Annotated in this window: 28 protein-coding genes and 2 pseudogenes; 14 read left to right on the top strand and 16 right to left on the bottom strand. The window is 66.2% G+C overall.

The window, feature by feature from the left end; translation table 11 throughout:
• Positions 1 to 15: 15 nt before the first annotated feature.
• Positions 16 to 324, top strand: coding sequence for a DUF3817 domain-containing protein (locus AC3WLY_RS23640; RefSeq protein ID WP_111019019.1), 309 nt, complete (start codon positions 16 to 18; stop codon positions 322 to 324).
• The gene (locus AC3WLY_RS23635; RefSeq protein WP_492309758.1) at positions 321 to 722 is read left to right on the top strand and encodes a CopD family protein; all 402 of its coding nucleotides are present in this window, start codon (positions 321 to 323) and stop codon (positions 720 to 722) included. Before AC3WLY_RS23640 ends, AC3WLY_RS23635 begins: the two co-directional genes overlap by 4 nt.
• Before the next feature lie 9 nt (positions 723 to 731).
• Here AC3WLY_RS23635 and AC3WLY_RS23630 read toward each other — a convergent pair whose 3' ends face one another.
• The 3 genes from AC3WLY_RS23630 to AC3WLY_RS23620 form a co-directional block, all read right to left on the bottom strand.
• Positions 732 to 1,325, bottom strand: coding sequence for a hypothetical protein (locus tag AC3WLY_RS23630; RefSeq protein WP_175960051.1), 594 nt, complete (start codon positions 1,323 to 1,325; stop codon positions 732 to 734).
• 213 nt (positions 1,326 to 1,538) lie between these two features.
• Complete coding sequence (locus AC3WLY_RS23625) at positions 1,539 to 2,927, bottom strand: NCS2 family permease (protein ID WP_492309759.1); 1,389 nt, start codon at positions 2,925 to 2,927, stop codon at positions 1,539 to 1,541.
• Positions 2,928 to 3,362: 435 nt separating this feature from the next.
• Positions 3,363 to 4,040, bottom strand: coding sequence for a TetR/AcrR family transcriptional regulator (locus AC3WLY_RS23620; RefSeq protein WP_175960053.1), 678 nt, complete (start codon positions 4,038 to 4,040; stop codon positions 3,363 to 3,365).
• A 48-nt stretch (positions 4,041 to 4,088) separates the two neighbouring features.
• Here AC3WLY_RS23620 and AC3WLY_RS23615 point away from each other — a divergent pair, with 48 nt between their 5' ends.
• Positions 4,089 to 4,754 carry an O-methyltransferase gene (locus tag AC3WLY_RS23615; RefSeq protein ID WP_425132380.1) on the top strand — a complete coding sequence of 222 codons (666 nt, stop codon included), beginning with the start codon at positions 4,089 to 4,091 and terminating at the stop codon, positions 4,752 to 4,754.
• A gap of 129 nt (positions 4,755 to 4,883) precedes the next feature.
• Here AC3WLY_RS23615 and AC3WLY_RS23610 read toward each other — a convergent pair whose 3' ends face one another.
• The 7 genes from AC3WLY_RS23610 to AC3WLY_RS23580 form a co-directional block, all read right to left on the bottom strand.
• Positions 4,884 to 5,402 (bottom strand): DUF3455 domain-containing protein, encoded by a 519-nt coding sequence (locus AC3WLY_RS23610; protein ID WP_425132381.1) that lies wholly within the window; start codon positions 5,400 to 5,402, stop codon positions 4,884 to 4,886.
• A 171-nt stretch (positions 5,403 to 5,573) separates the two neighbouring features.
• On the bottom strand, positions 5,574 to 6,578 hold the full coding sequence (locus AC3WLY_RS23605) for an aldo/keto reductase (RefSeq protein WP_175960056.1): 1,005 nt from the start codon (positions 6,576 to 6,578) through the stop codon (positions 5,574 to 5,576).
• Between the two features lie 20 nt (positions 6,579 to 6,598).
• A complete protein-coding gene (locus AC3WLY_RS23600; protein ID WP_072440226.1) occupies positions 6,599 to 7,714 on the bottom strand; it encodes an alkene reductase in 1,116 nt (371 codons plus the stop codon).
• A gap of 64 nt (positions 7,715 to 7,778) precedes the next feature.
• Positions 7,779 to 8,585, bottom strand: a complete 807-nt coding sequence (gene dkgB / locus AC3WLY_RS23595) for a 2,5-didehydrogluconate reductase DkgB (protein ID WP_492309760.1) — start codon at positions 8,583 to 8,585, stop codon at positions 7,779 to 7,781.
• Between the two features lie 150 nt (positions 8,586 to 8,735).
• Entirely contained in the window at positions 8,736 to 9,698 is a 963-nt protein-coding gene (locus AC3WLY_RS23590) for a TIGR03571 family LLM class oxidoreductase (protein WP_310136607.1), read from the bottom strand.
• 13 nt (positions 9,699 to 9,711) lie between these two features.
• On the bottom strand, positions 9,712 to 10,035 hold the full coding sequence (locus AC3WLY_RS23585) for a MoaF-related domain-containing protein (protein ID WP_492309761.1): 324 nt from the start codon (positions 10,033 to 10,035) through the stop codon (positions 9,712 to 9,714).
• A gap of 31 nt (positions 10,036 to 10,066) precedes the next feature.
• Positions 10,067 to 11,269 (bottom strand): MFS transporter, encoded by a 1,203-nt coding sequence (locus AC3WLY_RS23580; RefSeq protein WP_047902309.1) that lies wholly within the window; start codon positions 11,267 to 11,269, stop codon positions 10,067 to 10,069.
• Positions 11,270 to 11,370: 101 nt separating this feature from the next.
• Between AC3WLY_RS23580 and AC3WLY_RS23575 the strand changes: the two genes are divergently transcribed.
• Positions 11,371 to 12,315, top strand: a complete 945-nt coding sequence (locus tag AC3WLY_RS23575) for a LysR family transcriptional regulator (RefSeq protein ID WP_310136602.1) — start codon at positions 11,371 to 11,373, stop codon at positions 12,313 to 12,315.
• Between the two features lie 100 nt (positions 12,316 to 12,415).
• Here AC3WLY_RS23575 and zwf read toward each other — a convergent pair whose 3' ends face one another.
• Positions 12,416 to 13,891 carry a glucose-6-phosphate dehydrogenase gene (gene zwf / locus AC3WLY_RS23570; protein ID WP_175960061.1) on the bottom strand — a complete coding sequence of 492 codons (1,476 nt, stop codon included), beginning with the start codon at positions 13,889 to 13,891 and terminating at the stop codon, positions 12,416 to 12,418.
• A 201-nt stretch (positions 13,892 to 14,092) separates the two neighbouring features.
• Between zwf and AC3WLY_RS23565 the strand changes: the two genes are divergently transcribed.
• Entirely contained in the window at positions 14,093 to 14,671 is a 579-nt protein-coding gene (locus tag AC3WLY_RS23565) for a TetR/AcrR family transcriptional regulator (RefSeq protein WP_175960062.1), read from the top strand.
• A 187-nt stretch (positions 14,672 to 14,858) separates the two neighbouring features.
• The gene (locus AC3WLY_RS23560; protein ID WP_492309762.1) at positions 14,859 to 15,731 is read left to right on the top strand and encodes an SDR family NAD(P)-dependent oxidoreductase; all 873 of its coding nucleotides are present in this window, start codon (positions 14,859 to 14,861) and stop codon (positions 15,729 to 15,731) included.
• A gap of 107 nt (positions 15,732 to 15,838) precedes the next feature.
• Here AC3WLY_RS23560 and AC3WLY_RS23555 read toward each other — a convergent pair whose 3' ends face one another.
• Both AC3WLY_RS23555 and AC3WLY_RS23550 read right to left on the bottom strand, forming a co-directional pair.
• On the bottom strand, positions 15,839 to 16,498 hold the full coding sequence (locus tag AC3WLY_RS23555; protein WP_492309763.1) for an NrsF family protein: 660 nt from the start codon (positions 16,496 to 16,498) through the stop codon (positions 15,839 to 15,841).
• Positions 16,495 to 17,145: a sigma-70 family RNA polymerase sigma factor gene (locus AC3WLY_RS23550; RefSeq protein WP_175960064.1), complete on the bottom strand. Its 651-nt coding sequence runs from the start codon at positions 17,143 to 17,145 to the stop codon at positions 16,495 to 16,497. Before AC3WLY_RS23550 ends, AC3WLY_RS23555 begins: the two co-directional genes overlap by 4 nt.
• 132 nt (positions 17,146 to 17,277) lie before the next feature.
• Here AC3WLY_RS23550 and bufA1 point away from each other — a divergent pair, with 132 nt between their 5' ends.
• The 5 genes from bufA1 (at position 17,278) to AC3WLY_RS23525 (ending at position 20,241) form a co-directional block, all read left to right on the top strand.
• Positions 17,278 to 17,598, top strand: a complete 321-nt coding sequence (gene bufA1 / locus AC3WLY_RS23545; RefSeq protein ID WP_175960065.1) for a BufA1 family periplasmic bufferin-type metallophore — start codon at positions 17,278 to 17,280, stop codon at positions 17,596 to 17,598.
• Positions 17,599 to 17,612: 14 nt separating this feature from the next.
• Positions 17,613 to 18,500, top strand: a complete 888-nt coding sequence (gene bufB, locus AC3WLY_RS23540) for an MNIO family bufferin maturase (RefSeq protein WP_175960066.1) — start codon at positions 17,613 to 17,615, stop codon at positions 18,498 to 18,500.
• Entirely contained in the window at positions 18,472 to 19,296 is an 825-nt protein-coding gene (locus AC3WLY_RS23535) for an HvfC/BufC N-terminal domain-containing protein (protein ID WP_175960067.1), read from the top strand. Before bufB ends, AC3WLY_RS23535 begins: the two co-directional genes overlap by 29 nt.
• Positions 19,293 to 19,775, top strand: coding sequence for a DoxX family protein (locus AC3WLY_RS23530; protein ID WP_175960068.1), 483 nt, complete (start codon positions 19,293 to 19,295; stop codon positions 19,773 to 19,775). Before AC3WLY_RS23535 ends, AC3WLY_RS23530 begins: the two co-directional genes overlap by 4 nt.
• A 64-nt stretch (positions 19,776 to 19,839) precedes the next feature.
• Positions 19,840 to 20,241 (top strand): hypothetical protein, encoded by a 402-nt coding sequence (locus AC3WLY_RS23525; protein ID WP_175960069.1) that lies wholly within the window; start codon positions 19,840 to 19,842, stop codon positions 20,239 to 20,241.
• Here AC3WLY_RS23525 and AC3WLY_RS23520 read toward each other — a convergent pair.
• Together AC3WLY_RS23520 and AC3WLY_RS23515 are read right to left on the bottom strand one after the other, a co-directional pair.
• Complete coding sequence (locus AC3WLY_RS23520; RefSeq protein WP_175960070.1) at positions 20,199 to 20,615, bottom strand: plastocyanin/azurin family copper-binding protein; 417 nt, start codon at positions 20,613 to 20,615, stop codon at positions 20,199 to 20,201. The two genes, AC3WLY_RS23525 and AC3WLY_RS23520, sit on opposite strands and share 43 nt — an antisense overlap.
• 77 nt (positions 20,616 to 20,692) lie before the next feature.
• On the bottom strand, positions 20,693 to 21,766 hold the full coding sequence (locus AC3WLY_RS23515) for a TIGR03118 family protein (protein ID WP_175960071.1): 1,074 nt from the start codon (positions 21,764 to 21,766) through the stop codon (positions 20,693 to 20,695).
• Between the two features lie 189 nt (positions 21,767 to 21,955).
• Between AC3WLY_RS23515 and AC3WLY_RS23510 the strand changes: the two are divergent.
• The 3 genes and pseudogenes from AC3WLY_RS23510 to AC3WLY_RS23500 form a co-directional block, all read left to right on the top strand.
• Positions 21,956 to 22,213, top strand: a pseudogene (locus tag AC3WLY_RS23510) (DUF4142 domain-containing protein); the annotation flags it as partial.
• A pseudogene (locus AC3WLY_RS23505) lies at positions 22,212 to 22,666 on the top strand (sigma-70 family RNA polymerase sigma factor); the annotation flags it as partial. The pseudogenes AC3WLY_RS23510 and AC3WLY_RS23505, both read left to right, overlap by 2 nt.
• Positions 22,667 to 22,914: 248 nt before the next feature.
• Entirely contained in the window at positions 22,915 to 23,256 is a 342-nt protein-coding gene (locus AC3WLY_RS23500; protein ID WP_492309788.1) for an ATP-binding domain-containing protein, read from the top strand.
• Between the two features lie 166 nt (positions 23,257 to 23,422).
• Here AC3WLY_RS23500 and AC3WLY_RS23495 read toward each other — a convergent pair whose 3' ends face one another.
• Entirely contained in the window at positions 23,423 to 24,052 is a 630-nt protein-coding gene (locus AC3WLY_RS23495) for a TetR/AcrR family transcriptional regulator (protein ID WP_492309764.1), read from the bottom strand.
• Between the last annotated feature and the right edge of the window lie 35 nt (positions 24,053 to 24,087).

Raw genomic sequence — 24,087 nt, 5'->3', positions numbered from 1 at the left:
CTTGAGGGCCCATCGATGAAACAAGACGATCGCAATGCGTTGCGCAACCTGCAGTACCTGTCGCTACTGGAGGCGACCACGCTCGTCGTGCTGGTGTGCATCGCGGTGCCGCTCAAGCATCTGGCCGGTTATCCGGTCGCGGTATCGATCATGGGGCCGATTCACGGCATCGCTTTCGCGATGTACGTGTGGGCGGTCGTCGGCACCGCGTCGAGCGGGCTGTGGAGCAAGGGCGACGTCGCACGGCTCGTGCTGTCGGCCGTCGTGCCGTTTGCGGGGCTGGCGAGCGCCGGATGGATCGCGCGCAGGCGGCACGCGCAATGATCTACCTGCTGCTCAAGGCCGTGCACGTCGTCGCCGTCGTCACGTTCGTCGGCGGGCTGCTGATGTTGTCCGTCGGCGTCCGTATCGCGAACCTCGCCGTGCATCGCGCGGTGCGGCGCTGGGATCGTTCGGTGACGGCGCCCGCGCTCGCGCTCGTCTGGATCACGGGGATTGCGCTCGCGCTGAGCGGACACTGGTTCGGCGCTGCGTGGCTGTCGGTGAAGCTGGTAGTCGTCACCGCGCTGTCGGCGCTGCACGGGATGCTGGCCGGCACGCTGCGGCGCATGGAGCGCGACGATCTCGTCGTCGTGCCCGCGCAATGGCTCGGGCAGGCAGCGGGCGCTGTCGTGGTCGCGGCGGGGATCGTCGTCGGGCTGGTCGTGATCAAGCCGTTTTGATGCGTTGGCCTACGCCAGCGCCGTTTCGACGGCTGCCAGCATGCGGCGCCGGATCCACCCGCTCCCCAGCCGGATCGCGAGCCAGTACGGCGTAAACAGCCGCCGCGTCCGTGCGATCGGGCAGTGGATGAAGGTTTCGGTACGCAGGATGTACGCACCCGATGCCAGCCCGACGACTTCGAACCGGAGCACCAGCTTCGCGTCGCGTGGGTCGTCGTGCCGGACGAAGGCCGTTGCATCGGCGATGGCGCGTACGTCGGTCGTCGGGCGCCAGAAGCGTCCGACGAGACCGAGCGACAGCGACGTGTCGTCCCGGTGAAGCAGCGTGAACGTGTGGAAACCGAAACGCGCGCGTTCGCTTCGGGCCGGCCCGTTGCGAAGCGTGTCGACGACGGCCGACGGGAATTCGCGCACCGTCATCAGTGCATCGACGACCGGATCGGCGCGCATGTCGAGCGACGCGACCGCGTCGATGATGCGGGCCGGCGACGCATGGATCGGCTGCGATTCGTGCACTTCGTGGAAGCCGAACGACGGGATGAACGGCGGCTTGCGCGCCGAGGTCCGGGTGCTCGATTCGGAGACGATGCCGAGCGCGTTCATGGGCGGCTCCTGAAGGCAAAGCCCGATCGTAGCACCGGGCGCGAATTGGCGCCGCGCCGCTTCGGCGATGCGCATCGCACCGCGCCGCATCGACAAAAAAAGCCCGGAAACTCGCGTTCCCAGGCGGGAGACCATCAACGATGATGGTGGAGGAGACGTTGTCGTCCGGATGCGCGCCGTCCTTCTGCCTGCGACGTCGCGCACGATCCGCGGTCAGATCGCCCAGCCGCCGAGATAGAACGTGACGAGCACGGCCGCGATCAGCACGGTGCCGACGTTGAGCTTGCGGAATTCGCCGCTCGCAATGCGGCCGATCACGAGCGTCGAGAAGCCGAGCATGATGCCCGTCACGATGTTCGCGGTCAGCACGATGAACACCGCGCACACGAGGCCCGACATCGCGTCGACCATGTCGTCCATGTGCAGCTTGCTCACGCTGCCGAGCATCAGCAGGCCGACGTACATCAGCGCGGGTGCGGTGGCGTACGACGGCACGAGGCCCGCGAGCGGCGAGAAGAACATCACGACGAGGAACAGCAGGCCGACCACGGCCGCCGCGAGGCCCGTCTTCGCGCCGGCGGCCACGCCGACGCTCGACTCGATGTAGGCCGCCGCCGGCGCGCCGCCGAGGAAGCCGGAGAAGATCGAGCTGATCGAATCGGCGGTCAGCGCGCGGCCGCCGTTGATGATGCGGCCGTTCTCGTCGAGCTGGCCGGCCTGCCCGGCGACCGCGCGGATCGTGCCGGTCGCGTCGAACACGGCCGTCATCACCAGCGCCAGCACGCTCGGCAGCACGGCCATCGACAGCGCGCCCTTGATGTCCATCGCGCCGATCAGCGACGCATGGCCCGGTGCGCTCAGCGACGGCAGCGCGAAGATGCCGTGGTACTTCACGGCCGGGTCGAACACGAGGCCGAACACCGAGATCGCGATCACGACGAGCAGGATTCCGCCCGGCACGCGACGCTTTTCGAGGCCGAAGATCGCGGCGAGGCCGACGACCGACATGATGACCGGGAACGCGGTGATCTGGCCGAGCGAGACCGGCAGGCCGGCGCCCGGGTTCTTGATCACGAGGCCGACGTCGTTCGACGCGATCAGCAGCAGGAACAGGCCGATGCCGATGCCGGTGCCGTGCGCGACGCCCGCGGGCAGGTTGCGCAGGATCCACGAGCGCACGCCGGTGACCGAGATGCCCGTGAACACGAGGCCCATCAGGAACACGGCGCCGAGCGCGACCGTCGGATGCAGCCCCTTGCCGAGCACGAGGCCGAACGCGGTGAACGCGGTCAGCGAGATCGCGCAGCCGATCGCGATCGGCAGCTTCGCCCACAGGCCCATCAGCAGCGAGCCGAACGCGGTGGTGAGGCAGACCGCGACGAACACGGCGCTCGTGTCGAAGCCGGCCTTGCCGAACATGCCGGGCACGACGAACACGGAATAGACCATCGCGAGGAACGTGGTCACGCCCGCAATGATTTCGCCGCGCTGCGTGCTGCCGCGCGACGAAATGCCGAAGTACCGGTCGATGACTCCCGTGGTGCCAAAGTCAGTTTCTTCCGCGCCGACGCCGACCGTCGGCTGCACCGGGGTATCACTCATGAGCTTGCTCCTTTATCAGCATGCTGAAACGGCCCGTAGAGAACCGTCGTCAGGGTGTCTCGTATCTGGTTGGGATTGTCGGCAACGTCGTGGGGACGAATGACGCGTGATCCGTGTCGTCATGCGCGAATCGAAACGATCGCGAGCGTGTCGCGTCGTACGGCGCGTTGTGTGGTCGACCCCGTCACGTGTGCTTTGCCGTAGCGAAGGTTAGGCGAACCGCCCATCACGTCCCATTGGGGGAAGAGCATGCAGCGCATGTCGCAACGCTTATATCGGCGTGAAACGGGGCTTCGTCGTGCCGGAACGCGTGTATACGCCTAGTTCGAATCCGTTAAGGCGACTATTTGAATGCGGGGTCGGCGGGCAGGGCGGCAGCGGGTGGCGTATCGGGTATTACGAAAGTCTTTCGTCGTGGCCGGTCCCGTCCACGCGTCAATTGTGCGCGAGACGCTCGAGGTACGCGCAGAACATGTCGCCCATGGCCGCCGAATACGCGTCGATTTCCACGGGCGTGCGCTCGCTTTCCGAAAACGCCTTGCCGGCCGTGGCGAGCGTGGTGGTGATCAGGTCGCACGCGAGCGCGCGCGTGGCGTCCGGCGCATCGGGCAGCGCCTCCCGCATGAACGCCTGGAAGATGCGGTTGCCGGCCGCCTTCGCTTCCTGCGCCTCGGGCGCGTCGCGATAGAGCGGCGCGGCGTCGTCGAGCGCGATGCGCATGCGCGCCTCGTCGCATTCCGAACGGATGAACGCGTGGACGGCCGTGCGCAGCCGCTCGGGCGGCGTTTGACGCGCGTCCTCCAGCATGCCGCGCAGCATCTCGGATGTCTGCCGCCATTCGTCGTACTGCAGCCGGAACAGCACGGCCGCCTTGTTCGGGAAGTACTGGTACAGCGAACCGACGCTCACGCCGGCCCGCTCGGCGACGCGCGCCATCGTGAAGCGCTGCGCGCCTTCGCTCGCCAAAACCTGAACAGCGGCCTGGAGGACGTCTTCGACGAGACGCGTCGAGCGGGCCTGCTGGGGCTGTTTGCGCGTGGCGATCCGGGTGTTTCGGCGGTCGGTCATGAGCGGTTTGCCAATGCGAATAGTAAAACCTGAATAGTTCGTCATATTCTAATCGGGTGCAACGACGCACTCAACCCGATACCGGAGATTCGCATGACCACCCTGATTCTCGACCCGCTTGCCTCGCTGCTGGAGCGCCTGTTCGACGAGGCCGACGCGTCGTCGCCCGCGACGAGCCCGGACTTTGCCGACCTGTCGCACGACGAGCACGCGCGGCTGATGCGCAGCAAGACCGACTACGCCGATTTTTATGCGCGCCTGAAGGATTACCCGCTCGCCGTATCGCGCGAGACGGGCACGCTGCTGTATATGCTCGCGCGCAGCCGTGGCGCGCGGGCGATCGTCGAATTCGGCACGTCGTTCGGCATTTCGACGCTGCATCTCGCGGCCGCGCTGCGCGACAACGGCGGCGGCCGGTTGATCACGAGCGAGTTCGAGCCGTCGAAGGTCGTGCGCGCGCGGGCGAACCTGACGGCCGCCGGGCTTGCCGATCTCGTGGAGATTCGCGAAGGCGATGCGCTGCGCACGCTGGCCGCCGACCTTCCGGATACGGTCGATCTGCTGCTGCTCGACGGCGCGAAGGCGCTGTATCCCGAGATACTCGCGCTGGTCGAATCGCGGCTCGGGGCGGGTGCGTTCGTCGTCGCCGACAACGCGGAATACAGCCCCGACTACCTCGCTTATGTGCGCGCACCGGAAAACGGCTATCTGTCGGTGCCGTTCGGCGGCGATGTCGAGCTGTCGATGCGGATACGCTGAGCACGTTGCAACCGTAACGATGACGCGGACGATTTCATGCTTCCATTCATAAAATATAGGAAAACTGATTGAATGGATGCGTGACGGCAGGTAGCAGGATGGCGCCCGGCGCTTCGGGCGCCGTACGCGTCACTTCAGGAACACATAGCGCGCAAAGTACGGGAAGCGGCCGATCGCATGTTCGGTCGCGCACGTCGCAGCCGGCGGCGTGCCGCCCGCGGTATCGAGCCGCTGCACGAAGCGCACGCCGGCGAGCGTGCCGGTTGCGGCCGGCGTCGCGGCGAGCAGCAGTTGCGCAATGCTGCCCGGGCGCGCGCTCGGCGCTTCCGCGAGCTTCTTGCCGGTGATGCGGCTGCCGTCGAGCGCTTCCCACGACGGCCCCGCGCCGTGCCGGACGACGAGCGTGCCGTCGGCGTCGAACAGCATCGCCTCCGGGCGCTGGAATGTCCACGCGAGCCGGTGTTCATTGTCGTATTCGCATGCGTAGATCTGTACGCCGGTCGCGGTGGTCGACAGTACCGGCGTCGCAGGCTCGGGCGGCGCGAGACCGGCCGCATCTTCTGCGTAAGCCGGTAACGTGAAAGCCGCGAAGGAAAGGCCGGCCGCGAGGGCCAGCAGCATGTCGCGTTTCGGAGAGCGGCTTGGCATGGCGGGGCGTCCTTTCAGGTCGGGTGACGGTCGTGCGGGGTCGATCCCGTAAACGCTAGACGCCGATTGCGCAGGCTGCAATTCGGAAATGGCAATCGCGGCGATAGTCGCCGCGATTGCCACCGAATGGCTATGCGCGGCCGCTCGTCGCGGCGGTCGCGCGGAAGCAGCTCAGGCCGCGCCGGCCGGCGTCGGCGCGTGTTCCGCGATCAGGCGCTCGGCCTTCAGCGCGTCCCACAGTCCGGACGGAATCGGCGCCGCGGCCAGCCGCAGGTTCTCGTCGATGCGATCGGGCCGGCTCGCGCCGGGGATCACGGCCGCGACGGCCGGGTGCGCGAGCGAGAACTGCAGCGCCACCGCGCGGACGTCCACATCGAAGCGCTCGCCGATCTGCCGGATGCGCGCGACGCGATCGAGCATGTCCTGCGTCGCCGGCTGATACTCGAAGTGGGTGCCGCCGGCGAGCACGCCGGAATTGTACGGACCGCCGACGATGATGCCGAGCCCGCGCGCGACGCTTTCCGGCATCAGCCGTTCGAGCGCGCCCGCATGGTCGAGCAGCGTGTAGCGGCCGGCGAGCAGGAAGCCGTCGGGATCCGAGCGTTCGAGGGCGAGCTCGCACGGCTCGACGCGGTTCACGCCGAGGCCCCAGCCCTTGATGACCTTCTCGTCGCGCAGCCGCGTGAGCGCTTTCGCCGCACCCGACATCGCGACGTCGAACACGTCGAGCCAGCGCTCGCCGTGGAAGTCGATGGCCGGATCGTGGATCCACACGGTGTCGAGCCGGTCGGTGCGCAGCCGCTCGAGGCTCGCTTCGATCGAGCGCAGCGTGCCGTCCTCGGTGTAGTCGTAGACGATCTTGTTCGGCAGGCCATGGCGGAACAGGCCGCCCTTCTCGCCGAGATCGCGCTGCGACGCGTCCTCGTGTTCGTCGAGGACCAGCCGGCCGACCTTCGTGCCGAGCGAATATTCGTCGCGCGGACGGCCTGCGAGCGCTTCGCCGAGGCGCAGCTCGGCGAGGCCCGCGCCATACAGCGGCGCGGCGTCGAAGTAGCGGATACCGCTTTCCCAGGCCGCATCGACCGTGGCCAGTGCTTCTTCGTTCGGGATGTCGCGATACATGTTGCCCAGCGGCGCCGTGCCGAAACCCAGGCGGGAAGGGAGCGTGATTCTCATGTCGGATTCCTGTGGATCGTTCACGCGGCGGCTTGCGCGAGCGTCGGATAGTCCGTCAGGCCCTGTGCGCCGCCGCCGAACAGCGTGTTGCGGTCGTGCGGCGTGAGCGCGGCGCCGGTGCGCAGGCGTTCGGGCAGGTCGGGGTTCGCGACGAACGGGCGGCCGAAGGCGACGAGGTCGGCCCAGCCGGCGGCGATCGCTTCGCGCGCGCGCTCGGCGGTGTACGCACCGGCGTAGATCAGCACGCCCGGGTACGCGGCGCGCAGTTGCCGCTTGAATTCGACCGGCATCAGCGGTGCGTCGTCCCAGTCGGCTTCCGCGATGTGCAGGTAGCCGACCCCGAGCTCGCCGAGCAGCTTCGCGGCGGCGAGGTAGGTCGTTTCCGGATCGTCGTCGACGCAGCCGTTCAGCGTGGTCAGCGGCGCGAGGCGGATGCCGACGCGCGACGCGTCGCCGGTGCCTTCGATCAGCGCCTGCGCGACTTCGCGCAGGAAGCGCAGCCGGTTTTCCAGCGAGCCGCCGTACGCGTCGGTGCGCGTGTTCGCATTCGAGTCGATGAACTGGTTCACGAGATAGCCGTTCGCGCCGTGCAGTTCGACGCCGTCGAAGCCGGCTTCGATCGCGTGGCGCGCGGCGGCGCGGTACTGGCCGACGATCTCGCGGATCTCGTCGATCGTCAGCGCGCGCGGCTCGGACGCCTGCACGAAGCCCGGCGTGCTGCCGTCTTCACCGGCGATGAACACGTTCACGCCCTTCGCCTGGATCGGCGACGACGACACGGGTTGCCGGCCGCCGAGCAGGCTCGTGTGGCTCAGCCGGCCGACGTGCCACAGCTGCGCGAACATGCGCCCGTGCGCGGCATGCACGGCGTCCGTCACCTTGCGCCAGCCGGCGACCTGCGACGGCGTGTGAATGCCGGGCGTCCACGCGTAGCCCTTGCCGAGCGGCGCGATATAGGTGCCTTCGCTGACGATCAGGCCCGCGCTCGCGCGCTGCGCGTAATACGCGGCCATCAGTTCGTTGGCTTCGTCGCCGGGCTGGCTCGCGCGCGAACGCGTCATCGGCGGCATCACGATGCGGTTCGGCAGCGTCAGCGTGCCGAGTCGCAGCGGTTGAAAAAGCGGGTCCTGGGTCATGGTGAATTCCTGTCGGTGCCGCGGCCGGCTGGCCGCGGACGGGTCGATTGAGGGTGCGGTGCGCTTAGTCCCACTTCGGCGCGAGGCCGGCCGGATCGACTTCGCGGCCGTTGCGGTCAAGCGCGGCGATTTGCGCCATGTCTTCGTCGGTCAGGCGCAGCGTCTGCGCGAGCAGGTTGCTCGCGAGGTTCTCGCGCTTCGTCGACGACGGAATCACCGAGTAGCCGAGCTGCAGCGCCCACGCGAGTGCGACCTGTGCGGGCGTCGCGTGATGACGTTGCGCGATCGCGCCGATCACCGGGTCGCCGAGCACCTTGCCGTACGCGAGCGTCATGTACGACGTCACGTGGATGCCTTCGCCGTTCAGGAACTCGACGAGCTTGCGATTCTGCAGGTACGGGCTCAGTTCGATCTGGTTCGTCGCGATCGCATCCTTGCCGACGGCCGCGATCGCTTCCTTCGCCAGTGCGATGTTGAAGTTCGAGATGCCGATCTGGCGCGTGAGGCCCTTTGCCTTCGCATCGGCCAGCGCGGTCATGAACGTGTCGAGCGCGACGCCGTTGTCCGGGGCCGGCCAGTGGATCAGCGTCAGGTCGACATGGTCGGTGCGCAGCTTGCGCAGGCTTTCTTCGAGGCTCGGCACGAGCTTGTCCGGCGCGTAGTTGTCGACCCAGATCTTGGTGGTCAGGAACAGGTCTTCGCGGCGCACGCCCGATGCGGCGATCGCTTCGCCGACTTCGGCTTCGTTGCCGTAGATCTGCGCGGTGTCGATCGCGCGGTAGCCGAGCTCGAGGCCGTTGCGGACCGAGTCGACGACGACCTGGCCTTGCAGGCGGAAAGTGCCGAGGCCGAATGCGGGAATCTTGCTCATCGTGTGCTCCTGGGAGAGGGGAACGGTTGCGGTATGCGAGTCATTCTGGCGTTTGAGACTGATGAGATAAACGCCTTTAGAGGTCAAAAATATTTGATTTGAATTCAAATATCGGTTGTGAACCGGGCCCGCTGCGGGCCGGTGCCGGCCTTATGCGACGCGTGTTCGCGCGCTCGCTCTTGTGTTCGCGTTCGCATGGAACGCCGGCAGCACGTCCGCTGCGATCTCGGCCATCGTCTCGTCGAGCGGACGGCGGTTGCGGCGGAAATGCAGGCCGATGTGCCGCACGCCGGCGTCGCGCATCGCAGCGAGTTCCTCGGTCAGCGCGATGCGTCCCGCGCGGGCGCCGAAGCGGTGCCGCTGCAGCGGTTCGTGCGGATCTTCCGCGAGGTCGAGGTGGATGAAGCTCACGTACGGCTTGTCGCCTGCCACGGCGCGCCAGTTCGCGGCACGCTGCGCGTGGTCGGCCGGCGTGCCCGGATACGCGAGGCAGCCGTCCATGTGCTCGCCGATCCACGCGGGCGTCTGCTGTGCGAGGCCTGCGACGAGCAGCGGCACCGGCGAACGGGCGGCCGGCAGCACGTCGAGGCCGGGCGGCAGGTGAGCGCGCGCGCCGTCGCGCAGCAGTGCGATCTGGTCGCGGAAATTCGCGCCGCGCGATGCGAAGTCGCGGCCGAACAGCGGATATTCGACCGGCCGGTCGCCGCTCGCGACGCCGAGCAGCAGGCGGCCGCCGCTCAGTTCCTGGATCGTCGCGGCCGATTTCAGCGTCAGCAGCGGTTCGCGCAGCGGCAGCACGACGGCCGCCGTGCCGAGCAGGATGTCGCGCGTGATACCGGCGAGGTAGCCGAGATACGAGAACGTTTCGAACACCTGCGCGGCATCGCCGAACGACGGGTCGTACACCGGCACGTCGCGCACCCAGAGCGCGCGGAAGCCGAGCGTGTCGGCCAGTTGCGCGAGCTCCGCGTGGATTTCCAGGTTGGGCACGCCGGGGCGGCGGCCGTCATGCTGGCGCTTCGCGTCGCCGGCCGGCGACCAGTCGTTGTCGAGCGGCAGTTCGATACCGACGCTGAAGCCGCCGTCGGCGAGTTTGTCGAGTGAAGTGGACATCGTCGGGCTCCGTTCAGATCGCACGCAGGCTGCCTTCGAGCCGGTAGAAATCGAGCGACGACGCGGTGAAGAACGAGCGCGATGTGCCGGCGGCGAAATCGTCGATGTGCACGACCGTCGCGCGGTCGGCTTCCTGCCACGAGATCGCGTAGGTCTCGCCGGCGATGTGCTGCCACGTGCAGGCGACTTCGCCCTGCGCGCCGGCGTATGCGCCTTCGGTGATCTCGTAGCGCATGTGGCGGCCGTCCTCGTCATACGCGTTGAGCGCGGCGAGGCCGTCGTAACGGACTTCGAATGTCTTGCCGGCGAACGGCGGACGCTGGGTCGATGCGTTCATGCTGATCAGCTCCTGCAAATGGATGTGACGTTCAATGGGCGAGTTCGACGGGTTCTGCCGTGCGTTCGGGCAGCCCGTGGTGACGGTCGAGACGGCCGCTCAGCGCGGTGAGCGCGAACGCGCCGAGCGTGACCACCGCGGCGATCCACGGCGTGTGGCCGAGGCCGACGTTCGCGACGATCAGGCCGCCGAGCGACGAGCCGCCGGCGACGCCGAGGTTGAACGCGGCGATGTTGAAGCCCGATGCGACGTCGGTGGCGTCCGGCGCGAAGTGGCGCGCCTGCTTGACGACATACACCTGCAGCCCCGGCACGTTGCCGAACGCGACCGCGCCCCACGCGAGCATCGTCAGCACCGCGAGCCATTTGACGTGGATCGTGAAGGTCAGCGCGAGCAGCACGATCGCGAGCAGCAGGAAGATCCGCTTGAGCGCCTTCACGGGGCCGACGGCGTCCGCGAGCTTGCCGCCCCACACGTTGCCGAACGCGACCGACACGCCGTAGCCGACGAGCACGAGGCTCACCTGCGACGGCGTGAAGCCGGCGATCTGTTCGAGCAGCGGCGCCATGTACGTGAACGCGATCAGCGAGCCGCCGTAGCCGACGGCCGTCATCGCAAAGACGAGCAGCAGGCGCGGCTGCGCGAGCACGCGAAGCTGGCGCGCGAGCGGCGCCGGCGGCGTTTGCGGCAGAGCGCGCGGCACGAACGCGACCGCGCCGAGGAACGCAACGAGGCCGAACAGCGCGACGATCAGGAACGTCGCGCGCCAGCCGAAGTGCTGGCCGATGAAGGTGCCGAGCGGAATGCCGGCGACGAACGCGACGGTCATCCCGCTGAACATCGTCGCGATCGCGCTGGCCGCCTTGTCCTTCGGCACGAGCGTGGTCGCGATGATCGAGCCGACCGAGAAGAACACGCCGTGCGCGAGGCCGGTGAGGATGCGCGCGACGATCAGCGATTCGTAGCCGGGCGCCTGCCATGCGACGAGGTTGCCGACGGTGAAGAGCGCCATCAGCGCGGCGAGCAGCGTCTTGCGCGGCACGCGGCCGGTGAGCGCGGTCAGGAGCGGCGCGCCGATGGCGACGCTCAGCGCGTACAGGCTGACGAGCAGCCCGGCCGACGGCAGGCTGACGCCGAGGTCGGCGCCGATCGTCGGGATCAGCCCGACGATCACGAATTCGGTGGTGCCGATGGCAAATGCGCTGATGGTCAGCGCAAGCAGGGCGAGTGGCATGATGGGATCCTGGTTCCAGTAAGGATGGATCGCAGTGTGCCGACTTTACTTTTGCGGAAAAACTGGTCTATAAACCAAATTGTTTTGATTTCAAATCAACAATGAAAATCACGCTCGACGAACTCCAGGCCTTTGCCGCCGTGGTCGACACCGGTTCGATCACCGCTGCCGCGCAGCAGCTCGACCTCACCGTGTCGGCGGCGAGCCGCACGCTCGCGCGGCTCGAGGAGAAGCTGAAGACCACGCTGCTGCGCCGTACCACGCGCCGGCTCGAACTGACCGAGGAAGGGCGCGCATTCCTGCAGGACGCGCGCGCGATCATCGAGTCGGTCGAGAATGCGGAAGAGCAGATGCTCGCGCGTCGCGAGATGCCGTCGGGGCGCCTGCGCGTCGACGCCGCGACGCCGTTCATGCTGCACGTGATCGTGCCGCTCGTGCGCGGCTACCGCGAACGCTTCCCGAAAGTCGAGCTGGAGCTGAACAGCAACGAAGGGATCATCGACCTGCTGGAGCGGCGCACCGACGTCGCGATCCGGATCGGCCGGTTGAAGGATTCGACGCTGCACAGCCGGCGCATCGGCAACAGCCGGCTGCGTATCCTCGCGAGCCCCGCGTATGTCGAAGCGCATGGTCAGCCGCGCAAGGTCGAGGATCTCGGCAGGCACACGCTGCTCGGCTTCACGCAGCCCGAATCGCTGAACGTGTGGCCGATCCTCGGCACCGACGGCGAGCCGTGCCGCATCGAGCCGGACATCTGGTCGTCGAGCGGCGAGACGCTGCGGCAGCTCGCGCTGGACGGCGCGGGCATCGTCTGCCTGTCGGATTTCATGACCGCGCAGGATCGCGAAGCGGGGCGGCTCGTGCAGGTGCTCGCGCGCCAGACGCTCGACGTCGAGCAGCCGATCCATGCGGTGTACTACCGCAATACCGCGATCTCGTCGCGGATCGCGTCGTTCGTCGATTACATGATCGAGGTGCTGGGCGGCGGCAGCAGCGGCAGCGATGCGCCGGCCCGGCGCAAGGCCGCGTGGCTGGAGCCGCGCTAGCGGCTGCGGGCGGCTTGCGGGGGAAGGCGGGGAAAGACGGGGCAGGCACACGCCCCGCTTGGCCCGGCGTGCCGCGTGGCGGCACGCCGTCGTGCTGCGGTTACGCCTCTTCGGACCAGGACATCCCGTCGCGCGCAAGCAGCGCCGACGAGGCCGCGGGCCCGAACGTGCCGGACGTGTACAGGCGCGGCCGGTCGCCGAGCTGCTTCCAGCCGTCGAGGATCGGCTCGACCCACGACCATGCGGCTTCGAGCTCGTCGCGGCGCATGAAGTGCGTGAGGCGGCCGCGGATCACGTCGATCAGCAGCCGTTCGTACGCTTCCGCGCGCCGTTCCGGAATCGCCTGCTGCAGGTCGAGGTTCAGGCTGACGGGCACCATGTTCATGCCGCTGCCCGGTTCCTTCGCGAGCATCTGCAACTGGATCGACTCTTCCGGCTGGAGCTGGATCACGAGGCGGTTGCCGTAGTGGCGCGGGCCGGTCGGGATGATCGAGAACGGCATGTCCGCGAACTCGATCACGATTTCCGACTGGCGGCGCTGCAGCCGCTTGCCCGTGCGCAGGAAGAACGGCACGTTCGCCCAGCGCCAGTTGTTGATGTGCGCGCGCAGCGCGACGAAGGTTTCCGCGCGGCTGTCCGCCGGCACGTTGTCTTCCTCGAGATAGCCCTTGACCGGCTGGCCGTCGACCGCGCCGGCCGTGTACTGGCCGCGCACCGTGTCGCGCGCGACGTCCGACAGCGCCATCGGCCGCAGCGAGCGCAGCACCTTCAGCTTCTCGTCGCGCACCGCGTCCGGGTCGAGCGACACGGGCGGCTCCATCGCGACGATGCACAGCAGTTGCAGCAGGTGGTTCTGCACCATGTCGCGCAGCGCGCCGGTATGGTCGTAGAAGCCCGCGCGGCTGCCGACGCCGACCGTTTCCGCGACCGTGATCTGCACGCTGCGGATGTTCGGCGCCTGCCACAGCGGCCCGAAGATCGGGTTGCCGAAGCGCAGCACCATCAGGTTCTGCACGGTTTCCTTGCCGAGATAGTGGTCGATCCGATAGATCTGCGATTCCTCGAAGTGCTTGCCGACCGCATCGTTGATCGCCTTCGCGGACGCGAGATCGTGGCCCAGCGGCTTTTCGAGGACGACGCGCGAGCGCGCGTCGACGAGGTGCGCGGCCGACAGGTTGTCGCAGATCGTCGTGAATAGCTCCGGCGACGTCGACAGGTAGAACACGCGGATCGCGTTGCCGCGCGCCGCTTCGGCGAGCCGCAGGTAGTCGTCCGGCGCGTTCACGTCGATCAGCACGTACTTGAACAGGTCGAGGAAACGGCTCCACGCGTCGGCGTTGAACGCCTTCTCGTCGATGAACGGGCGCGACTGCTCGTCCATGAACTTGCGATAGCCGTCGATGCCCCAGTCGCGGCGGCCGACGGCGATGATGCGCGTCTCGGGCGGAAGGTTGCAGTGCAGATGCGCCATGTACAGCGCGGGCAACAGCTTGCGGGCGGCCAGGTCGCCGCCGCCGCCGAAGATGATCATGTCGACGGGCCGGTCGGCCGCGGTCTGGGTAGGCTGATTCGTCATGAGTGGTTCGCGGTTTGAAACGGGGAACGTGAAACGAACGTCGAAGGCATCGGGCGCCGGATGGCCGGCACCGGTACGGCAAAACGATAATAGTGCACGGTTTTGATGGATTGCGTATGCGTTCCCCCAGATGTAACAGGGCTTGCATTCCGTCGGGCGGCCTGATTATGATTGAGTACTCACTCATTAAAGGAATCGAACGTGGCCCGACCGCGCAGTCCCGACAAGCATGAAGCCATCCTCGCCGCCGCCGCCCGCGCGCTCGCCGAGGACGGCGCGACCGCGACCACCGCGCGCATCGCGCGGCTCGCCGGTGTGGCGGAAGGCACGGTGTTCACGTACTTCGAGACCAAGGATGCGTTGCTGAACGCGCTGTATCTGAGCCTGAAGGCCGGGATGCGCGAAGCGATGATGGCCGGTTTTCCGGAAGGCGCGCCGGCCGAACAGGCCGTGCGGCATGCGTGGAACGGCTATGTGTCGTGGGGCGTCGCGAATCCGGACGGGCGGCGTGCGCTGCAGCAGCTCGGCGTGAGCGGGCGCATCGACGACGTGCATCGTGCGGCCGGCGCCGAAGGCTTCGGCACGATTCGCTCGCTGTTGCAGGAGCAGATCGTCGCGTCGAGCGGGCTGAAACCCGACGAGGCGCATGCGTTCTGCGCGGCGCTGTTTACGTCGATCGCGGAAACGGCGATGGAGTCGGTCGCGCGCGATCCGGCGCGGGCCGATGCGTACCGGGAAGCCGGGTTTCGTGCGCTGTGGGCCGTGCTGCACGCCGTGTGAGCGTGACGCGAACGATGTGACGGAAGGGTTGGCCGTCGTGGGGCATGGGTGCTGCGTGTGCCGCGAGACGGAAGGCAGGACGGTTTCAGGCAGGGCGACGCATCGCACGAATCATCGATGCATCGTCGATATTAATGAGTGAGTAATCATTCATTTTCGTGGTTTCATCTTTTCGAGGAGTGGAAAAATGTCGAAAGTCTGGCTGGTAACAGGGGCCGCGCGCGGCCTTGGGCGAGCGATTTCGGAAGCGGTGCTGGCGGCGGGCGACCGGCTGGTGGCCGGTGCGCGCGATCCAGCGCGGCTGGCCGATCTGGCAGAGCAATACGGCGACCGGCTGCTGCCGGTGGCGCTCGACGTCACCGACGAAGCGGCGGCCGCGCAGGCTGTCGCGGCGGCACGCGAAGCGTTCGGACGCATCGACGTGCTGGTGAACAACGCGGGTTACGGCCATACGGCGCCGTTCGAGCAGATGGGCGCCGACGACTTCCGCGACCAGATCGAAACGAACCTGTTCGGCGTGATCAACCTGACGCGCGAGGTGCTGCCGACGATGCGTGCGCAGCGCGCGGGCCACATCTTCCAGGTATCGTCGGTCGGCGGGCGCACGTCGACGGCCGGTTTGTCCGCGTATCAGGCGGCGAAGTGGGCGGTCGGCGGGTTCAGCGACGTGCTGTCGAAGGAAGTCGCGCCGTTCGGCGTGCGCGTGTGCACGCTCGAGCCGGGCGGGATGCGCACCGACTGGGCCGCGCAGGCGAAGCGCAGCGTCGACGACCTGCTGCCCGACTATCAGCCGTCGGTCGGGAAGATTCTCGAGCTGTACGGCGCATATGCCGGCCACGAGGTCGGCGATCCGGCGCGGATCGCGAAGCTGATCGTCGAGCTGTCGCGGCGCGACGACGTTCCGATGCGCCTGCTGCTCGGCGGCGATGCGCTGTTCGTATGCGAGCAGGCGGAAACGCAGCGCGCGGAAGAAGCCGCGCGGTGGCGGGATGCGACGCTGTCCACGCAGTTTCCGGATGCGAAGCTGCCGGAGGGGCTGGAAGCGTTGAAGCGCGTGTAATGAGCACGGCCATGCGCCGCTCGCGCGGCTGCTCCGTTGGGTCGGGCCGTGCGTAACGGCAGGCCCGATGCGAGCGGCCGGACAATCGGCTGCCGTCCATCTGTCGATCACACGCCTGCCCCGACCCAACGGAGCAGCCGCGCACCGTACGACGCACTTGCGATCAGCAGGACAATCGTCAGTCCGACGTTCCACGCGAGAATCATCATCGTGGCGTCGAGCGGATGATAGAGCGATAGCGCGAGCGCCGTCATCGCGGAGACGGCAACGCTTCCCGCCATGACCACGGGCACCGGCGCGAGACGTGCGGCATGGCGCAGCATGATCAGCAGCGTCAACGAAAGCGGCACGCCGGTGAGCGCGAGCGTCGCAAAACAGCGGGCCGTTTCGCCCGGCGACAGGCCGTCGGGGCCGATTTCGACCCAATTCGTCAGGCAACCGTAGCCGATCGTCGAGATCCAGACGAACAGAGCCGGCGACGGCAACAGAAGCCACCGCAGCGAGCGCCCCGGCACGCTCGCGATGAACGCGCCGATGGCGGCCAGAATTCCTGTTGCCGCCGCCGCTGCGATGCCGGTGACGAACGCCCGCTCGTGCAGCTTCAACGACAGATCCGGCCGCAAGCCGTGCGCGACGGCGATGGCAAGGAGCAGCAGCGCCGCGAACGTCAGCCAGCCTGTTGCCCGCCACAGCGGCCGGCGCAGCGGGCGGACCGGCGTGCTGTCCGCTACCAGCGATTCGATCAGTTCGGAGGTCGGCCGTATCATTCAGCTGTCCCTTTTCTCGCCAACAATTTACGTAATGTCTTGATCCCGCGATGGACCGCGACCTTCAGGGCGGCAACCGTCATGCCGCTCGCGACGGCCGCTTCCTTCAACGACATTTCCTCGAGTTTGAGCATCCGGATCGCGTCGCGCTGGCCCTGGGGTAAGCGGGCAAGCGCGTCGCGCAGCACCCGCGCATCGGCTGCCTCCTCCATAAGATTCGCTCCGTCGCCGGCCAAGGTTTCGTGGTCGGGGTCGAGCGACATCTCGCGTGATGCCGCACGGCCCTGGCGACGCAGCGCGTCGACGATGCGGCGACTCGCTATCGATACCAGCCACGGCCCGAATGGCCGCTCGGGCGCGTAGGTGTGGCGCACTTGATGAAGGGTGATCAGTATGTCCTGCACCACATCCTCGATGGCATCGGGGTGGACGCCGTGGCGTGCAGCAAGTCGCCTCAAGTACGGGGTGACGCTCTCGAGCAGCCGGCGGTAGGCGTCCCGGTCGCCGATCTGTGCGCATGCCATCAGCGTCGACCAGTCGGGCGATCCGTCCTCCCGAATCGCCGCCCGTCCGCTACCTGCCTCGGGCCCGGCTGCCGGCCGGACCAGACGGATACGCCTTGCACGATGGCTTTCGTCGTCGGTCATTTCCAAGGTATCCCGCTACAAGGTCCGGCGCAGAAAATTTTCCGGCGCGCTGCGTAACCTTTAGTCGCCGCGGAGCGAATTTTCTGACAAGGTCGCGCACCGGCGATCCCCCGATCTTCAGGAGAAGACACCATGAGCAAATCCGCCTTAGCCGTTTCCTCCCTGTCAGCCGCGATCGGACTTGCGCTTGCCATGCAAGCCGCTCCGGGACAGGCGCAGGGTATGAAGGATATGAGCAATATGCCCCAGGTCGTCAAGGACAACATGGCGAAGATGGCGCAGAACCATCTGGAAAAATGCTATGGCGTGAACGCGGTCGCCAAGAACGACTGCGCCGAGGGCGCACATTCGTGCGCGGGGCAGGCCACGCAGGCTCGTGATTCGAAGTCGTTCGTGCTGTTGCCGGCCGGCGATTGCGGCAAGATCGCCGGCGGCAAGCTCAAGGCCGGTTGACGGCCCGCCCCATCATGAGCGTATCCGCGCCGCATCGCCCGGCGCCGCGCCCGATTCCGGCCCGGGCGGGCGTCGGGCTGCGCTTCCGGCACCATCGGACGGTCATTGACGAGCGGCCGGCTGTCGCATGGTTCGAGGTGCACACCGAGAACTACATGGGCGGTGGCACGGCGTCGCGATGTCTGGATGCGATTCGTCGCGATTACCCGCTGTCGCTGCATGGCGTGGGCTTGTCCCTCGGCAGCGCGGACGGGCTGGATGCCGTGCATCTCGCACGGGTGCGTGCAGCAGTGCTGCGTTTCGAGCCCGACCTGGTTTCCGAGCATGTGTCGTGGAGCGCGGTGGGCGGAACCTATTTGGCGGACCTGCTGCCCTTGCCGATGACCGAGGAGGCACTGGAGGTCGTATGCCGGCATGTGGACCAGGTGCAGACCGCGCTCGGACGGCAGATTCTGGTGGAGAACCCGTCCACCTATTTACGCTACGTCCACTCGACCATTCCAGAGTGGGAATTTCTTTCGGAAATCGCGCGGCGCACGGGATGCGGCCTGCTTTGCGACGTGAACAACGTTTACGTCAGCGCGTGCAATCATGGCTGGGACCCGCATACCTATCTCGCTACGCTGCCGCCGGCGGCGATCGGCGAAATCCATCTCGCCGGCCATAGCACGATGCAACTCGAGAACGGCCGAACACTGCGCATCGACGATCATGGCTCGCGCGTCGCGCCCGCGGTGTGGACACTCTACGAAGCGGCGCTACGGCGTTTTGGCCCGGTGCCGACGCTGATCGAATGGGACAACGACGTGCCCACGCTCGAGGTTCTGATTCAGGAAGCGGCCATCGCGGATGCCGTACGGGAGGCGATTCGAAATGAAACCGCAAACGCATTCGCTTGCTGACGTGCAGCAGGCTTTCAGCCGCAGCCTGCTGTGCGATGCCGATCACGATGCGAATGGCGACATTGCAGCCATGGTGCTCGGCGACGGGCTGGAGCCACGCGCGCGCTTGAACATCTACCGGAACACGGCGATGAGCGTGCTGGCCAATGCGCTGCGCCTGAGCTTTCCGGCTGTGCAGCGTCTGGTCGGCGCCGAATTCTTCGACGGTGCCGCGCGCCTGTTCTGCAGCACGGCGCCGCCGCATCGCGCGTGGCTGGACGAATACGGCGCGCAGTTTCCCGACTTCCTCGCGCAGATGCCGCAGACCGCGTCGCTGCCGTACCTCGGCGACGTCGCACGCCTCGAATGGCAGGTCAATCTCGTGCTTCACGCACCGGACGATCCGATACGCGATCTTGCCCGCCTGGCACGACTCGACGACGTCGCGCTGGGCGAGTTGCGGCTGCGGCCCCATCCAGCTGCGCGGCTGCTGCGCTGCAACTCTCCCGCCGACGCGATCTGGCGCGCAGTGCTCGAGAACGACGATTCGGCCCTACGCGCGATCCGGCTCGACGACGCGCCCGCACACCTGCTCGTGCAGCGCACGGCCGAAGATGTGGAGACGCTCCGCTTGAGTGTCGCCGAATGGCAGATCGCCACGGCGCTCTTCGCAGGCGAGGCGGTGAGTGTCGCACTCGCGAAAGCTCCCGAAGCGCACGGATACGCACTGCTCGCAACCTGTCTTGCACGCGGATGTTTTGCTGAAGCGTCGCAGTCGGCGAACGACTGCGCGTTCGACGGAGGATCACGGACATGACTCGCCTGTCACAAACCGTCCATACCCGGGCGAGCGCGCGCGACGCACTGCTGCGCATCGCGCAGACGCTCGAGCGTGTTCCTTACTGGCTGCTCGCCATCCCGCTGCGGATTGCGGTGGCGACCGTCTTCTGGAACTCGGCGATGACCAAGCTTGCGAACTGGGACGCGGCACTGCAACTCTTTTCGGAAGAGTACCGGTTGCCGGTGCTGCCACCCGAAATCGCCGCATACATGGCTGTCTCGATCGAACTGAGCATGCCGGTGCTGCTTGTACTCGGCCTGGCAGTCCGGCCCGCCGCGCTGGTCCTGCTCGGGATGACCTCGGTGATTGAAATCTTTGTCTATCCGCAGGCGTGGCCCATACACATTCAATGGGCGGCGATGCTGATCGTGCTGTTGTGTCGCGGCGCCGGATTGTTATCGATTGATCATGTGGTGCGCACGCGCTGGCTGCAGCGGACTTCAGCAGAAAAGTGAGCCGCAGGCCTTGACCCGAGAGTGTGCTCCAGGGTCCATCGTGAAGTGTACGGATGGAAATTCAATGGACCGTCTTCCCGACATCATGACCGGATCATTGGGGGCGATTCCGGCAGCACTGGAACACGCGGGCAGGTTCAGCCTGTGCAAATCCGCGGACGGTCGACGTCAGCGAGTGGCGTTCCGGATCGTCACCCTCTCGCTGATTGGTCTGCTTGCTGTGCCGTCGTTGAAAAGGGGCGGGGGTCAGCAGCACAAGGGCATCCGTCCGCGTGACGCCGAGGCGGCGCCGCGCGACGGACGAACTGAAGAGGGGCTGAAGTCGACGACGCACACGCCGCGCCGCGTGGCGAAGTCTCCGGTTCCGATCGCACGACATCGGTACCCGGCGCGTCCGGGCTGTCTTTCGGGCCGCGAAGTGACTTACGGCGTCACGACAAGCGCCGTATGCATGCCCGCAACGTAGTGTCCCGGCTTGTTGCAGATCAGCACGTAGTGGCCGGGCGTGAGCTTGAATGACGCGCGCTTGCTCGTGCCCGGCGCGATGTCTTCGACTTCGCCGATCTTTCTCAACCTGTGCTCCAGCACCTGCCGTTTGCGGACAGGAAGTGCATCATCCGGGAGATCGGTCCTGAGCACGACAAGTTCGTGCTCCATGTTGTTGTCCACAGCATTCTTGACGTCGAACGTGACGCGACCCGCTTTCACGTTGTGTGTCTCGAGCTGGATCGAGTTCGAACGCAACGTCGCGTTGACGGTTTGCTCCGCCCGGCTTGCATGCGATGTCATGCCGAGGGCGGTCACACTGGCGAGGATGGCGATTCTGTAAGCGGCGTCCATGGCAGCCTCCTTTGCATCGAAACAACGCGGCCTATCAAGCGTCGAGCGATTGCCGTAAGCGATCCCGGCGAGAACGCTCACGGGCCGACATCGATGCGGCCATAGACACCGTCGGCTTCGTCGTTGGGGCCGGCAGCAAAGAACAGCGTATTGACGGGTTGATTGTTGAGGCCGTTGCCGAATGCGATGCCCCACAGCCCCGGCTCGACGATCGCCTTGCCATCGAGTTGCTGCAGGGTCCCGCGCAGCATGCCTGACGTCGCATCGAACGCGTGGATCATGCCGTCACCGAAGTTGCCGATCAGAACGGTGTTGCTGAAGCGGCCAAAATCCGCGGGCGCAAGCGCCATGCCCCACGGCGCATTCAACGGTTCGCCTGAGGCGAAGCGTTGAATGAATTGTCCCGACGGGCTGAACACGTCGATCAAACCCAACCCTGCACCAGCGACGTCGTCGTGTGCTGCCGCGTCCTGCTTCGCATAAGCGACGTAAAGTTTCGAGCCGATGGCCTGAATTCCAAACGGCGCGAACCCTGCCGGTAAAGCGGGATCTTGAAATGCACCGGTCGTCGCAACCTTTGTGAAGGTCCTGTCGAAAACATCGATCCGGTTGTTGTGGAAGTCCGTTGCGTACAGGAAATTCGCGCCGTTGTTGCTGGCCATGGCGAGCCCTTTGTAGACGGCGCTGCCGCCGCTGTCGAACACGGTGACGGCCGATGTCGGATTGACCGCGGGCGACCACGCCGTGATCGTTCCACCCTCTCCGGCGAATATGAAAGGCGCCGGCCCCGATTTTGCGCCCTGGGTCACCACGAAGTCTGACGTGCCATTGAATACGATGCCCGTGGGGGCGGCGTCGCCTTGCGAGCCGGCGGGGATTGTCACGACGAGCGATTGCGGCACGCCATTGCCGTCATAGAGCGTCGCATGCTGCGTCCCGTTATCCGCGACCCAGACAAAGCCCTTGGGATTGAATGCAATGCCCCACGGATTCTTCAGGTTTGTATCCACGTGAGCAGCGGGAAGCGCACCGTCGGAAACCAGTACGCCGACCTTGTACTGACTGACGTGGGATGAACTGCCGCATGCTACGACGCTGGTCAGCACGAATGCCATCATCGCAGCGCCGAGCGTTGTATGGACCTGTTTCATGACTTGGCTCCGAACACGAATGGGACGTTAGTAAACGGACAGGCCGGTGCGTTTATTCCGCTCGTTTCATTTGCGCGGCTACGGTGTCGGGCGCGGAACGCGACGATCAGTCGTGACGTCTATCGCCACGGAACCGTCCATCGTCGATCCTTGCGAGGACGGCCGTTCAAACTGGACAGGAGAAAACAAATGGCGCTCACGTACAAACTGAGCCTGGTGGCACTGCTTTCGACGTTGCCGCTCGCGGCTTGCGCGCAGGATGCGCAGTTAACCGATCCCCGGATCGCCGCGATCGTGGTGACGGCGAATCAGGTCGACATCGATGCAGGGAAGCTTGCGATAGGCAAGACTCACACGAAGCAGGTCAGGGACTTCGCAAAATTGATGGTCACGGACCACACCAGCGTGAACCGATCGGCAGTCGCGCTTGCGACCAGGCTGAACCTGTTTTACGCGTCAGCGCCGGAGCGCCCGGCGCGATAACATCGCGCCGATGGTCAGCACGTCGACCATCGGCGATTTCGAGCGGAACGTCATGGTCGAAGACCCAATCTCATCGCCCGATCGCCCGATCGCCCGATCGCCCGATCGCCCGATCGCCCGCTCATGCGGGCAGAGTTGCGCGCGTTGCTCGAGCGCAAGCTTGATGCGTTACCCGACACGTTCCGGGTCGTCTTCGTCCTGCGTTGCGTCGAGGAGCTGAGCGTCGAGGAAACGGCACAGTGTCTCGGTATGCCGGAAGCGACCGTGCGTTCGCGTCATTTCCGGGCAAGGAACATGCTGCGCGAATCCCTTGCTCAGGAAGTCGATCTGGCCGAGCGTGACGTGTTCTCGTTCGGCGGCGCACGTTGCGATCGGATCGTGGCCAGCGTGCTGGCGAGGCTCGATTCGCGCCGATAGACTCGCACGGCACACGTCGTGTGCTCAAGGAAACGGGGCGACGGCGAGCCTTCTCGACTGTCACTGCAGCACCTGCTGCAAGCCCTGCGGCAGCGGCGCGGCGTGCCGGCCATGCGCCGAGCGTCCATATCCGCATCTAATCGAATCTGACATACACGTGTCATCTTCGATTAGATGCGGATATCGTTGACGCGTTATCCCGAGCTGGTGCCCGGCTCCGATTTTTCGGTGAGCTGATTCATCAGTTGATGCAGACGAGCGCAAATTTTCGCGACATCCGGATCGATCTGGGGCGGGAATTCGCTGAGGCACGCCAGATACATACGGACCCGGACATCAATACCGTTCTCACGAGACTGACACATCAACGCGGCGTACGGAAAGGCCAGTTGCCGCCTCAAGCGATTAGCACCATCCACAAGTCGAAGGGGCTGGAAACCCGAAGAGCGTTCTTGGTCCCCTGTGACGCCAACAACCTCGTTGCCAACGAGAAGAATCGGTGCCTGCTCTACGTTGCGCTGAGCCGGGCGTGCGCGCATCTGACACTCGTCGTTCCACGGTTCAATCCCTCACCTCTCCTCAAGCTATAAGGCGTCACGTCAACAGATCATCCAAACGGCAGGAATGCGGGTCTGCTCGTGCGCCCGTACGGATAAAAGAAGAGAACGATAGTCGGCCCCGCAGGGAACAACAGTTGTCGGAGCTCTCGTATTCCATGATCTCCAATACCTTCCAGGTGGCCGTCGGCGCCCGATGTCAATTTGACTTGGCGGAGCTGTCGTTACCCTGATTGCGACCTGGTTCGCGCGCTGTCGCCAACGGGCCCAGTGTCGCGAGAATCTTGTCGCGGCATACCGTCAGGATTTCGTCGGCCAGAGGAGAATCATCCGGGCACGCGCGCGACAACACAATGGCGCCGACCGCATGCGCCATGATGTCGAGGCAGTTGGCTCGGGCCTCCGCCGAGTCTGCACCGTCTGACGAATCACGTTCTTGGACTAACGCCGCCAGCAGTCTTTCGATGCCGTCCGCGAATGTGGCCCGGACCGCTTCGGGTTGACGCGCGGCATCCCCACCCAGCGCGGCCATCGTGCAGCCGGTTGCGCGCGAGTCGCGGTGCTCGCGCGCGAGATACAGTCGCACGAATTCCGATGCGTCCACCCCAGCCGACAGCGCAACGGTCTGCGCCATGCCGCAGGCCGCCGATTCCGCCATCAGATCGGCCTTTGAGCGGAAGTGCTTGTAGAAGCCGCCGTGGGTGAACCCAGCTGCGCCCATCAGATCCGCTACTCCGACCCCATCAAAACCGCGCTCCCTGAACAGCGTCGACGCTGTTTCAACAACGTGGGCCCGGTTGGCCTGGGCCTGTGCCTTGGTGACTTTCACTTTTCCTCTCCGTGGGCGCGTTCCTGTCTGATGGC

Source organism: Burkholderia sp. FW306-1C-G01B (assembly GCF_058781685.1).
Note: the sequence above shows the minus strand (reverse complement) of the source record. Positions and strands in the feature narration are given on the sequence as shown.